The organism is Pseudomonas sp. NIBRBAC000502773 (genome assembly GCF_006517195.1).
In the GTDB taxonomy this organism is placed as follows: domain Bacteria; phylum Pseudomonadota; class Gammaproteobacteria; order Pseudomonadales; family Pseudomonadaceae; genus Aquipseudomonas; species Aquipseudomonas marginalis.
Genome location: NZ_CP041189.1, coordinates 1,840,581 through 1,853,191, shown reverse-complemented (window position 1 = coordinate 1,853,191; position 12,611 = coordinate 1,840,581). Strand labels below are relative to the sequence as shown.

At 61.9% G+C, this 12,611-nt stretch carries 12 protein-coding genes; all 12 read left to right on the top strand.

What is annotated here, in order from left to right; all coding sequences use genetic code 11:
- Positions 1-162: 162 nt before the first annotated feature.
- The 12 genes from NIBR502773_RS08495 (at position 163) to NIBR502773_RS08435 (ending at position 12,600) form a co-directional block, all read left to right on the top strand.
- The gene (locus NIBR502773_RS08495; RefSeq protein ID WP_027607761.1) at positions 163-948 is read left to right on the top strand and encodes an ABC transporter substrate-binding protein; all 786 of its coding nucleotides are present in this window, start codon (positions 163-165) and stop codon (positions 946-948) included.
- A 91-nt stretch (positions 949-1,039) separates the two neighbouring features.
- Positions 1,040-1,729 carry an ABC transporter permease gene (locus tag NIBR502773_RS08490; RefSeq protein ID WP_010208305.1) on the top strand — a complete coding sequence of 230 codons (690 nt, stop codon included), beginning with the start codon at positions 1,040-1,042 and terminating at the stop codon, positions 1,727-1,729.
- Positions 1,726-2,424, top strand: coding sequence for an ABC transporter permease (locus tag NIBR502773_RS08485; RefSeq protein ID WP_141155841.1), 699 nt, complete (start codon positions 1,726-1,728; stop codon positions 2,422-2,424). The genes NIBR502773_RS08490 and NIBR502773_RS08485 overlap by 4 nt, the downstream gene beginning before the upstream one ends.
- Before the next feature lies 1 nt (position 2,425).
- Positions 2,426-3,538 (top strand): succinylglutamate desuccinylase/aspartoacylase family protein, encoded by a 1,113-nt coding sequence (locus NIBR502773_RS08480; protein ID WP_141155840.1) that lies wholly within the window; start codon positions 2,426-2,428, stop codon positions 3,536-3,538.
- Positions 3,539-3,565: 27 nt separating this feature from the next.
- Complete coding sequence (locus NIBR502773_RS08475; protein WP_003214336.1) at positions 3,566-4,330, top strand: ABC transporter ATP-binding protein; 765 nt, start codon at positions 3,566-3,568, stop codon at positions 4,328-4,330.
- A gap of 219 nt (positions 4,331-4,549) precedes the next feature.
- Complete coding sequence (argR, locus tag NIBR502773_RS08465) at positions 4,550-5,530, top strand: transcriptional regulator ArgR (RefSeq protein ID WP_065939096.1); 981 nt, start codon at positions 4,550-4,552, stop codon at positions 5,528-5,530.
- A gap of 252 nt (positions 5,531-5,782) precedes the next feature.
- Entirely contained in the window at positions 5,783-7,003 is a 1,221-nt protein-coding gene (locus NIBR502773_RS08460) for an aspartate aminotransferase family protein (RefSeq protein ID WP_027607765.1), read from the top strand.
- Positions 7,004-7,210: 207 nt separating this feature from the next.
- Positions 7,211-8,230 carry an arginine/ornithine succinyltransferase subunit alpha gene (gene aruF / locus NIBR502773_RS08455; protein WP_003175655.1) on the top strand — a complete coding sequence of 340 codons (1,020 nt, stop codon included), beginning with the start codon at positions 7,211-7,213 and terminating at the stop codon, positions 8,228-8,230.
- Positions 8,231-8,279: 49 nt separating this feature from the next.
- Positions 8,280-9,305 (top strand): arginine N-succinyltransferase, encoded by a 1,026-nt coding sequence (astA, locus tag NIBR502773_RS08450; RefSeq protein ID WP_065939094.1) that lies wholly within the window; start codon positions 8,280-8,282, stop codon positions 9,303-9,305.
- Positions 9,302-10,771, top strand: coding sequence for a succinylglutamate-semialdehyde dehydrogenase (gene astD, locus NIBR502773_RS08445; protein WP_168209034.1), 1,470 nt, complete (start codon positions 9,302-9,304; stop codon positions 10,769-10,771). Before astA ends, astD begins: the two co-directional genes overlap by 4 nt.
- Positions 10,772-10,927: 156 nt before the next feature.
- Positions 10,928-12,274, top strand: coding sequence for an N-succinylarginine dihydrolase (gene astB / locus NIBR502773_RS08440; protein WP_141155838.1), 1,347 nt, complete (start codon positions 10,928-10,930; stop codon positions 12,272-12,274).
- Positions 12,275-12,312: 38 nt separating this feature from the next.
- On the top strand, positions 12,313-12,600 hold the full coding sequence (locus tag NIBR502773_RS08435; RefSeq protein WP_141155837.1) for a topoisomerase II: 288 nt from the start codon (positions 12,313-12,315) through the stop codon (positions 12,598-12,600).
- The last annotated feature ends 11 nt before the right edge of the window (positions 12,601-12,611 follow it).

The window sequence follows — 12,611 nt, the reverse complement described above, 5'->3', positions numbered from 1 at the left end:
GGAAATATCGGCTTCCGGCCTGTCGTTAGAATGCCGATCACTCGCTCGTCGTCTCCACTGTTGAATTGGTGTAGGACGCAGCACCGCTATTCGGTTTCACTCAGTCGCATCGTGGGCCATGGCTCATACTGCTGTTTTGCCCTATACCGATGGAGTCCCAAGATGAAGAAACTCGTGCTGTTGGGCGCCCTGGCGCTGTCCGTGCTGTCCATGCAGGCTTTCGCTGAAGGCAAGCCTCTGAAAATTGGTATCGAAGCGGCTTACCCTCCGTTTGCCTCGAAGGCGCCGGATGGCAGCATCGTCGGGTTTGACTACGACATCGGCAACGCCCTGTGCGAAGAGATGAAGGTCAAGTGCACCTGGGTCGAGCAAGAGTTCGACGGCCTGATCCCTGCGCTCAAAGTGCGCAAGATCGACGCGATCCTGTCGTCCATGTCCATCACCGAAGACCGCAAGAAGTCCGTGGACTTCACCAACCGCTACTACCTGACCCCGGCACGCCTGGTATTGAAGGAAGGCACCGCCGTCAGCGACAGCCTGGATGAACTCAAAGGCAAGAAGATCGGCGTACAGCGCGGTTCGATCCACGACCGTTTCGCCAAGGAAGTCCTGGCACCTAAAGGCGCCACCGTTGTGCCTTACAGTTCGCAGAACGAAATCTACCTGGACGTGGAAGCCGGTCGCCTCGACGGCACCGTGGCCGACGCCACCCTGTTGCAGGAAGGTTTCCTCGATACGCCAGCCGGTAAAGGCTATGCGTTCACCGGCCCGGCCTTCACCGACGTCAAGTACTTCGGAGACGGCGTAGGCATCGCCGTACGCAAGGGCGACAAGGAAAACCTGGACCGCATCAACGCTGCCATCGCCGCGATCCGTGCCAACGGTAAATACAAAGAAATCGAGAAAAAGTACTTCAACTTCGATATTTACGGCCCAGAAGCCAAGTAAGTACTCGCAGCTGTCTGTCCGAAATGGCGCAAGCAACAGAATTCCTGCGGTTTGCGCCATTTTTTCATCCCCCTTTTCGAGGACCTGAATCATGTTGAAAGGCTACGGGGCCGTCATCCTCGATGGCGCATGGTTGACGCTTCAGCTCGCCTTGTCGTCCATGGCCTTGGCCATTGTTCTGGGTCTGATCGGGGTCGCGTTACGCCTGTCGCCGGTGCGCTGGTTGGCCTGGCTGGGTGACTTGTACTCCACGGTGATCCGCGGGATCCCCGACCTGGTGCTGATCCTGCTGATTTTCTACGGTGGTCAGGACCTGCTCAACCGCGTCGCGCCGATGCTCGGCTATGACGACTATATCGACTTGAACCCCTTGGCCGCCGGTATCGGCACCCTGGGTTTCATCTTTGGCGCCTACCTGTCGGAAACCTTCCGTGGTGCCTTCATGGCCATCCCCAAGGGCCAGGCCGAGGCCGGCCTGGCGTATGGCATGAGCAGCTTCCAGGTGTTTTTCCGGGTGATGGTGCCGCAGATGATCCGGCTGGCGATCCCCGGGTTTACCAACAACTGGCTGGTACTCACCAAGGCCACCGCGCTGATCTCGGTGGTGGGCCTGCAAGACATGATGTTCAAGGCCAAGCAGGCGGCTGATGCCACCCGCGAGCCTTTTACCTTCTTCCTCGCAGTGGCGGCGATGTACCTGGTGATCACCAGTGTGTCGTTGCTGGCCCTGCGTCATCTTGAGAAGCGCTACTCGGTAGGCGTAAGGGCGGCTGATCTATGATCTTCGACTACAACGTCATCTGGGAGGCCATGCCGCTGTACCTTGGCGGCCTGCTGACCACCCTGAAACTGCTCGCCATCTCGCTGTTCTTCGGCCTGCTCGCCGCCTTGCCCCTGGGCTTGATGCGTGTGTCCAAGCAACCGGTCGTCAACGGTGCGGCCTGGCTCTACACCTACGTGATCCGCGGCACGCCGATGCTGGTGCAGCTGTTTTTGATCTACTACGGCCTGGCGCAGTTCGAAGCGGTGCGCGAGAGCTTCCTGTGGCCGCTGCTGTCCAGCGCGACCTTCTGCGCGTGCCTGGCCTTTGCGATCAACACCAGCGCCTACACCGCCGAGATCATTGCCGGTAGCCTCAAGGCCACCCCCAATGGCGAGATCGAAGCGGCCAAGGCCATGGGCATGTCGCGCTACAAGCTGTACCGCCGCATCCTGCTGCCGTCGGCCCTGCGCCGCGCGCTGCCGCAGTACAGCAACGAAGTGATCATGATGCTGCAGACCACCAGTCTCGCGTCCATCGTCACCCTGATCGACATCACCGGTGCCGCGCGCACGGTCAACGCGCAGTTTTACCTGCCGTTCGAAGCCTACATCACCGCCGGCGTGTTCTACCTGTGCCTGACCTTTATCCTGGTGCGCCTGTTCAAGTTGGCCGAGCGCCGCTGGCTGAGCTATCTGGCTCCACGGAAGCACTGATATGGAACGTATCGATCATCTGTTGCCCTGGGGCCACCTGGGCTGCGAGCGCCAGCTGAGCGTGTTCCGTTTCGGCAGCGGCGAGCGCAAGGCCTATATCCAGGCCAGCCTGCACGCCGATGAATTGCCCGGCATGCGCGCCGCGTGGGAGCTGAAAAAACGCCTCGCTGAACTTGAAGCGCAAGGTGCCCTCAACGGCGTGATCGAGCTGGTGCCGGTGGCCAACCCGATGGGCCTGGGCCAGTTGCTGCAAGGCAGTCACCAGGGCCGTTTCGAAGTGGGCAGCGGCAAGAATTTCAACCGCGATTTCGTTGAGTTGAGCGAGCCGGTGGCCGAGTTGCTCACCGGCAAGCTGGGGGATGATGCTCACGCCAACGTGCGCATGATTCGCCAGGCGATGGTCGATGTGCTCAACGCATTGCCCGAGCCGAGCAGCCAGTTGCAAGGCATGCAGCGCATCCTGCTGAGCCATGCGTGCAGCGCCGACATCGTCCTCGACCTGCACTGCGACGCCGAAGCCGCGCTGCACATGTACGCGCTGCCCCAGCATTGGCCGCAGTGGCGTTCGCTGTCGGCGCACTTGAATGTGAAAGTCGGTCTGCTCGCGGAAGATTCCGGTGGCAGCTCGTTCGATGAGGCCTGCTCGTTGCCGTGGCTGCGGTTGTCCCGCGCCTTCCCCGACGCACAGATTCCGCTGGCCTGCCTGGCGACAACGCTGGAGTTGGGCGGTCAGGCGGACACCGGCCGTGACGAAGCGATCTTCCACGCCGAAGGCATCCTCGCGTTTCTCGCCGAGCAAGGCCTGATCAAGGGCGAATGGCCGGCGCCGCAACACGAACCGTGCGAAGGCGTGCCCTTCGAAGGCACCGAATTGCTGTTTGCGCCCCACGCCGGGGTGATCAGTTACCTGCGTAAAGCCGGCGACTGGATCGAGAAGGGCGAGCCGATTTTTGAAGTGATTGATCCCCTGGAAGACCGCGTGAGCATTATCTGCGCAGGTACCTCGGGGGTGTTGTTTGCCGTTGAACGGCTACGTTATGCCCAAGCGGGTTTCTGGCTGGCCAAGGTGGCGGGGCGCGAAGCGCTGCGTCACGGGCGCTTGCTCAACGACTGACCACCTGTTTTTGTGAGAACCGACCGCATGTACAAACTTGAAGTCCAAGACCTGCATAAACGCTATGGCAGTCATGAAGTGCTCAAAGGCGTGTCCCTGGCCGCCGCAGCCGGTGATGTGATCAGCATCATCGGTTCCAGTGGTTCGGGCAAAAGTACCTTTTTGCGCTGCATCAACCTGCTGGAGCAACCCCACGCCGGCAAGATCCTGCTCAATAACGAAGAGCTGAAACTGGTGGCCAACAAGGACGGCGCCATGAAGGCCGCCGACCCTAAGCAGCTGCAACGCATGCGCTCGCGCCTGTCGATGGTGTTCCAGCATTTCAACCTGTGGTCGCACATGACGGCGCTGGAAAACGTGATGGAAGCCCCGGTGCACGTGCTGGGCATGTCGAAAAAAGACGCCCGTGAAAAGGCCGAGCACTACCTGGCCAAGGTCGGCGTGGGCCATCGCAAGGATGCGTTCCCGGGCCATATGTCCGGTGGCGAGCAGCAGCGCGTGGCGATTGCCCGAGCCCTGGCGATGGAACCGGAGGTGATGCTGTTCGACGAACCCACCTCGGCCCTCGACCCCGAGCTGGTGGGCGAAGTGCTCAAGGTCATGCAGGACCTGGCCCAGGAAGGCCGCACCATGGTGGTGGTGACCCACGAAATGGGCTTTGCCCGTGAAGTGTCGAACCAGCTGGTGTTCTTGCACAAAGGCATCGTCGAAGAGCGTGGCAACCCGCGGGAAGTGCTGGTCAACCCGCAGTCCGAGCGGTTGCAGCAGTTCCTGTCCGGCAGCTTGAAATAATCAAGGCCGCTGCTTTACCCCTGTAGGAGCGAGCTTGCTCGCGAAGATCGTCAACGATAACGCGGGAAGCCTGATGCCCCGTGATGTTCTCAGGTTTTTTCGCGAGCAAGCTCGCTCCTACAGGAAAGCAGGTCTTTATTGTTTTTGAGCTTTGTGTTGGTTTACGGGCTAGCATTGGCCCTTGTCTTCATTACCGTTCTTCGCTTCGGATAGCACTCCATGACCGCCCACAAAATTGGTTTCCTGATTTGGCCCAGCACAAAAGCACTCACGCTTGCGCTGGCTGAGGAGGCCTTGCGCGTTGCTCAGCGGGTGCATCCGGAGGTGGTCTACGAGCTGTCGTTTTTGCTCGCAGAGCCGGCCGCCGAAGGCGCCTGGCAACTGCCGGGTGAACCGTGGGCCGGCAAGCTGGAAGGCTTCCAGAAACTGTTCCTGCTGGCGGACGAGCCGCCTGCCGTGATCGCCTCGCAACTGAGCACCGCCCTCAAGCAGTTGGTGCGCGCCGGTTGTGTGATCGGCGGCTTGTCGGCCGGTGTCTACCCGTTGGCCCAGCTCGGCCTGCTCGACGGCTACCGTGCCGCCGTGCATTGGCGTTGGCAGGATGATTTTGCCGAGCGTTTCCCCAAGGTCATCGCCACCAGCCATCTGTTCGACTGGGACCGTGATCGCCTGACCGCCTGCGGCGGTATGTCGGTACTCGACCTGTTGCTGGCGGTGCTGGCCCGTGACCACGGTGCCGAACTGGCCGGTGCGGTGTCGGAAGAGCTGGTGGTGGAGCGCATTCGCGAAGGCGGCGAGCGCCAGCGCATCCCGCTGCAGAACCGCCTGGGCTCCAGCCATCCGAAGCTGACCCAGGCAGTGTTGCTGATGGAAGCCAATATCGAAGAGCCGCTGACCACCGACGAAATCGCCCAGCATGTGTGCGTGTCGCGACGACAACTGGAGCGGATCTTCAAGCAATACCTCAATCGCGTTCCCAGCCAGTACTACCTGGAACTGCGCCTGAACAAGGCCCGCCAGATGCTCATGCAAACCAGCAAGTCGATCATCCAGATCGGCCTGTCCTGCGGCTTCTCCTCGGGGCCGCACTTCTCCAGCGCCTACCGCAACTTCTTTGGCGCCACCCCTCGCGAAGACCGCAACCAGCGCCGCAGCAGCAGCCCGTTCGAACTCTCGTCGGTGCCGTCCGAGCGTGGTTGACGTGGGGTGAATACGATTGGCGCGGTGTGTCGCGTCCATCGCGCAACTTCCCTGCATACTGCCGAAAACCCCTGCATCCGTTTAAACTGCGCCATTGCGACGCTATTTGTCGCATTGGCGTAAACCCGCGTAAAACGGGGGTTGGCGCTATAAGAAGTTGTCGCTTGGCGGCAAGGCCGCGCTGAAAACTGTCCTTACAATCCCTGCATCGCCCGCCAGTTCCAGGCAGGCGTTCCTCTTCAGGAGACTCCGATGTCCGTTGAGCAAGCCCCGGTGCAACGTGCCGATTTCGACCAGGTCATGGTTCCCAACTACGCACCTGCCGCATTCATCCCCGTGCGTGGCGCAGGTTCCCGTGTGTGGGACCAGGCGGGTCGCGAGCTGATCGACTTTGCCGGCGGCATCGCGGTCAACGTGTTGGGCCACGCCCACCCGGCGCTGGTCGGTGCACTGACCGAACAGGCCAACAAGCTGTGGCACGTCTCCAACGTCTTCACCAACGAGCCGGCCCTGCGCCTGGCCCATAAGCTGATCGACGCCACGTTTGCCGAGCGTGTGTTCTTCTGCAACTCCGGCGCCGAAGCCAACGAGGCCGCGTTCAAGCTGGCCCGTCGCGTGGCGTTCGACCGTTTCGGCAGCGAGAAGTACGAGATCATTGCCGCGCTGAACAGCTTCCACGGCCGTACCCTGTTCACCGTCAACGTCGGTGGCCAGTCGAAGTACTCCGATGGTTTCGGGCCTAAAATCACCGGCATCACCCACGTCCCTTATAACGACCTGGAAGCGCTAAAAGCCGCCGTATCGGACAAGACCTGCGCCGTGGTGCTGGAACCGATCCAGGGCGAAGGCGGCGTACTGCCGGCCGAGCTGGCTTACCTGCAAGGTGCCCGCGAACTGTGCGACGCCAACAATGCGCTGCTGGTGTTCGACGAAGTGCAGACCGGCATGGGCCGCAGCGGCCATCTGTTTGCCTACCAGCACTACGGCGTGGTGCCCGACATCCTCACCAGCGCCAAGAGCCTGGGCGGCGGTTTCCCGATCGCGGCGATGCTCACCCGTGAAGACCTGGCCAAGCACCTGGTGGTCGGTACCCACGGCACCACCTACGGCGGCAACCCACTGGCGTGCGCAGTGGCCGAAGCGGTCATCGACGTGATCAACACCCCTGAGGTGCTGGCCGGCGTCAACGCCAAGCACGACCTGTTCAAGGCGCGCCTGGAGCAGATCGGCAAGCAGTACGGCATCTTCACCGAAGTGCGTGGCATGGGCCTGCTGATCGGTTGCGTACTGAGCGATGCGTTCAAAGGCAAGGCCAAGGACGTGTTCAACGCGGCCGAAAAAGAAAACCTGATGATCCTGCAAGCCGGCCCTGACGTGGTGCGTTTTGCACCAAGCCTAGTGGTGGAAGACGCGGACATCAACGAAGGCCTGGATCGTTTCGAGCGTGCGGTAAAAACGCTGACCCAAGCCTGATACATATCTGTCTGTCGGACCGGATCAAATGTGGGAGGGGGCTTGCCCCCGATAGCAATCTGTCAGTTGATGCATCTGGTGACTGATACACCGCTATCGGGGGCAAGCCCCCTCCCACACTGGAATATGCCCCACATGAAGATATGGGGTGTTCCTGACCTGTTCGGTATTTTTTTCCTGTGAGTTCTAGAGTTAAGGAGTGACACCATGCTGGTGATGCGCCCCGCGCAAATGGCTGATCTGGGCGAGGTACAGCGTCTGGCTGCGGATAGCCCGATTGGTGTCACCTCCTTGCCGGATGATGTGGAACGCCTGAGCGACAAGATCGCCGCCAGCGAAGCGTCCTTCGCGGCCGAGGTGAGTTTCAACGGTGAGGAAAGCTATTTCTTCGTGCTCGAAGACACCGAGACCGGCAAGCTCGCCGGCTGCTCGGCCATCGTCGCCTCGGCCGGTTACTCGGAGCCTTTCTACAGTTTTCGTAACGAGACCTTCGTGCACGCCTCCCGCGAGCTGAAGATCCACAACAAGATTCACGTGCTTTCCCAGTGCCACGACCTCACCGGCAACAGCCTGCTCACCAGCTTCTACGTGGTGCCGGAGCTGGTCGGTTCGCCGTGGTCGGAACTCAATTCCCGTGGCCGCCTGTTGTTCGTCGCCAGCCACCCCGAGCGCTTTGCCGATTCGGTGGTGACCGAGATTGTCGGCTACAGCGACGAGAACGGTGATTCGCCGTTCTGGGATGCCATCGGCCGCAACTTCTTCGACCTCAATTACGCCGCCGCCGAGCGCCTGTGCGGGCTGAAAAGCCGTACGTTCCTCGCCGAGCTGATGCCGCATTACCCGATCTACGTGCCGTTGTTGCCGGACGAAGCCCAGGAAGCCATGGGCCAGGTGCACCCGCGTGCCCAGATCACCTTCGACATCCTGATGCGCGAAGGCTTCGAGACTGACCACTACATCGACATCTTCGACGGCGGCCCGACGCTGCACGCACGGGTCTCGGGCATTCGCTCGATCGCCCAGAGCCGCGTGGTGCCGGTGAAGATCGGCGAGATGGTCAAGGGTGTCGGCCGCCAGTACCTGGTGAGCAACGCGCAGTTGCAGGATTACCGCGCGGTGATGCTGGAGCTGGACTACGCGCCGGGCAAACCGGTGACCCTGGACCTGGCAGCCGCCGAAGCCCTGGGCGTTGGTGAAGGCGCGAGTGTGCGCCTGGTAGCGGTATAAACAGAGTGTCGCGGGTGGCTGGCAGCAGCGGCCCGTCTGAGGAGATAGCATGATCGTTCGTCCCGTACGCAGCAGCGATTTACCGGCCCTGATTGATCTGGCGCGCAGCACCGGCACCGGCCTCACCACCTTGCCGGCCAACGAAGAGCGCCTGACCCATCGGGTAGGCTGGGCGGAAAAAACCTTTCGCGGCGACGCCGGGCGCGGTGATGCCGACTACCTGTTCGTGCTGGAAAACGACGAAGGCCGCGTGGTGGGGATTTCCGCCATCGCCGGTGCCGTCGGCCTGCGCGAGCCGTGGTACAACTTCCGGGTCGGCCTGACGGTCAGCGCCTCCCAGGAACTGAATATCTACCGTGAGATTCCGACGCTGTTCCTGGCCAACGACCTCACCGGCAATTCCGAACTGTGCTCGTTGTTCCTGCATGCCGATTACCGTAACGGCCTCAACGGCCGCATGCTGGCCAAGGCGCGCCTGTTGTTTATCGCCGAGTTCCCGCAACTGTTCGGCAACAAGATCATCGCCGAGATGCGTGGCGTGTCCAACGACGCCGGGCGTTCGCCGTTCTGGGAAAGCCTGGGCCGGCACTTCTTCAAGATGGAATTCAGCCAGGCCGATTACCTCACAGGCGTGGGCAACAAGGCGTTTATCGCTGAGCTGATGCCCAAGTTTCCGTTGTACAGCTGCTTCCTTTCCGAAGACGCGCGCAACGTGATCGGCAAGGTCCATCCGGACACCGAGCCGGCGTTGAGCATGCTCAAGAGCGAAGGCTTCAGCTACCAGGGCTACGTCGATATTTTCGACGCCGGCCCGGCCGTGGAGTGTGAAACCAGCAAGATCCGTGCGGTGCGTGACAGCCAGTCGCTGGTGTTGGCCATCGGCACACCGGGGGACGACGCCACGCCGTTCCTGATCCATAACCGCAAACGCGAAGATTGCCGCATCACCGCCGCACCGGCACGCCTGGCGGCCGGCACGCTGGTGGTCGATCCGCAAACCGCCAAGCGCCTGCAACTGGTGGTGGGTGATCAAGTGCGTGCCGTACCGTTGTCTGCTGCTCGGGAGTCGAAATAATGAATTCGCTGTATATCGCAGGTAGCTGGCTGGCTGGCCAGGGGGAACTGTTTGAATCGCGTAACCCGGTGACACAGCAGGTGCTGTGGGCCGGTAATGGCGCCACGGTCGAGCAGGTCGAGTCGGCCGTGCAGGCCGCGCGCCAGGCGTTTCCGGCCTGGGCCCGGCGTCCGCTGGAAGAACGCATCAGCGTGCTGGAAGCCTTCGCCGCGAGCCTGAAAAGCCGCGCCGATGAAATCGCCCGCTGCATCGGCGAGGAGACCGGCAAGCCGCTGTGGGAGTCGGCCACCGAAGTCACCAGCATGGCCAACAAGATCGCAATCTCGGTGCAAAGCTACCGCGAGCGTACCGGCGAGAAGAGCGGCCCACTGGGCGACGCCACCGCCGTATTGCGCCACAAGCCCCACGGCGTGGTCGCGGTGTTTGGTCCTTACAACTTCCCCGGCCACCTGCCCAACGGGCATATCGTCCCGGCGTTGCTGGCGGGCAATACCGTGCTGTTCAAGCCCAGCGAGCTGACCCCGAAAGTCGCCGAGCTGACCGTGCAGTGCTGGATCGACGCCGGTTTGCCGGCGGGCGTGTTGAACCTGCTGCAAGGCGCGCGCGAGACCGGCATTGCGTTGGCCGCCAACCCCGGTATCGATGGGTTGTTCTTCACCGGGTCCAGCCGTACCGGCAATCATCTGCACCAGCTGTTCTCCGGGCGTCCGGACAAGATCCTGGCCCTGGAAATGGGCGGCAATAACCCACTGGTGGTGGACGAGGTGGCCGATGTGGATGCGGCGGTCTACACCATCATCCAGTCGGCGTTTATCTCCGCCGGCCAGCGTTGCACCTGTGCCCGTCGCCTGCTGGTGCCGGAAGGCGCCTGGGGCGATGCGCTGCTGGCGCGGCTGGTGGCGGTGAGTGCGACGATTGAAGTCGGCGCGTTCGACCAGCAACCGCCGCCGTTCATGGGCTCGGTGATATCCCTGGCAGCGGCAAAAGCCTTGATGGAGGCTCAGGAATTGATGTTGGCCAATGGCGCCGTGGCGCTGTTGGAGATGACCCAGCCCCAGGACCAGGCTGCCTTGCTGACCCCAGGCATCATCGATGTGACCGGCGTGACCGAGCGCGAAGACGAAGAACTGTTCGGCCCGCTGTTGCAGGTGATCCGCTACGCTGATTTCGCGGCGGCGATTGCCGAAGCCAACAACACCCAGTACGGCCTGGCCGCGGGCCTGTTGTCCGATTCCGAGGCGCGTTACCAGCAATTCTGGCTGGAAAGCCGTGCCGGCATCGTCAACTGGAACAAACAGCTGACCGGCGCCGCCAGCACCGCGCCATTTGGTGGGGTAGGGGCCTCGGGCAACCATCGCGCCAGTGCGTATTACGCGGCGGATTATTGTGCGTACCCGGTGGCGTCGTTGGAGACCCCGAGCCTGGTGATCCCCGCCACACTGACCCCCGGCATTACGCTGATCTAAATGTGGGAGGGGGCTTGCTCCCGATAGCGGTGAATCAGTCACCTGATTTATCAACAGACAGATTGCTATCGGGGGCAAGCCCCCTCCCACAGGGGGTCAGTGGTGTATTCAAGTAATTTGAAGCCTATAAAAACAGATGTTCGTGGAGCCTCGCCGATGAAATCCTATGAAGTCAATTTTGACGGTCTAGTGGGGCCGACCCATAACTACGGCGGTTTGTCCTTCGGCAACGTCGCGTCCCAGAGCAACAGCCAGCAGCATTCCAACCCCAGGGAAGCGGCGTTGCAGGGCCTGCAGAAAATGAAAGCCCTGATGGACATGGGCTTTGTGCAAGGCGTGCTCGCGCCCCAGGAACGTCCGGACGTAGCGGCGTTGCGCAACCTCGGTTTCAGCGGCACCGACGCCCAGGTCATCCAGCAGGCGGCCAAGCAGGCCATGCCGTTGTTGGTCGCCAGTTGCTCGGCATCGAGCATGTGGGTGGCCAACGCCGCCACCGTCAGCCCGAGCGCCGACACGGCAGATGGCCGCGTGCATTTCACCGCCGCCAACCTCAATTGCAAATACCACCGCAGCATCGAACACCCCACCACCAGCCGCGTGCTGGGGGCGATGTTTGCCGACCAGAAACACTTTGCCCACCACGCCGCGTTGCCGGCGGTGGCGCAGTTCGGCGACGAAGGCGCGGCCAACCACACGCGTTTCTGCCGTGAGTATGGCGAAGCGGGGGTGGAGTTTTTCGTGTTCGGGCGCAGCGCGTTCGACCCCCGTTACCCGGCCCCGCAGAAGTACCCGGCGCGCCAGACCCTCGAAGCCTCCCAGGCCGTCGCCCGCCTGCATGGCCTGAAGGATGAAGGCGTGGTCTACGCCCAGCAGAACCCGGCGGTGATCGATGCCGGCGTGTTCCACAACGACGTGATCGCGGTGGGCAACGGCGAGGTGCTGTTCTATCACGAGGACGCGTTCCTCAATACCGAGCAGATGCTGGCCGAGTTGCAAGGCAAGTTGGGCGCGCTGGGCGGCAACTTCCAGGCGGTGTGTGTGCCGCGTGCCCAGGTCAGCGTCGAGGACGCGGTGCGTTCCTACCTGTTCAACAGCCAGTTGCTGACCCGTGCCGACGGTTCGATGCTGCTGATCGTGCCGGAGGAATGCCGCGCCAACGAGCGCGTCTGGCAGTACCTGCAAGGCCTGACGGCGTCCGCTGGGCTGATCCGCGAAGTCAAAGTCTTCGACCTCAAGCAAAGCATGCAGAACGGCGGCGGCCCGGCGTGCCTGCGCCTGCGCGTGGCCCTCAACGAAACCGAGCTGGCAGCGGTGAACCCAGGGGTTATCATGACCGCGCCGTTGTACGACACACTGACCCAATGGGTCGACAAGCACTACCGCGACAGCCTGCGCGAAACCGACCTGGCTGACCCGCAATTGCTGCTTGAGTGCCGGACGGCACTGGATGAACTGACGCAAATCCTTAAACTGGGCTCGGTTTATCCTTTCCAGATCAATTAACGCCACCTCTTTTTACACCCTATGGCTGAGAATTATTTATGACCACCGACACCCTGCAACTGATCCTTGAAGACACCGACGGCACCCAGCTGGAAACCTCCTGCACCCGCGTCGCCGTGGTCTGGCAGGGTAAGGAAATCTGGATCCAGCACGACGGCCGTGGCCAACTGCTGATCGGCGTGGACGTGGAAGAAGGCGACGCCGAATACGCCAACCTGTTGATGCGCCCACTGGCCACCAACCTGATGAGCCTGCAACTGGAAATGGAACCGGCCGACGTTGAAGGTGATGATGATCACGTCCACGGCCCAGGCTGCAACCACTAAGGAAGCTGCGT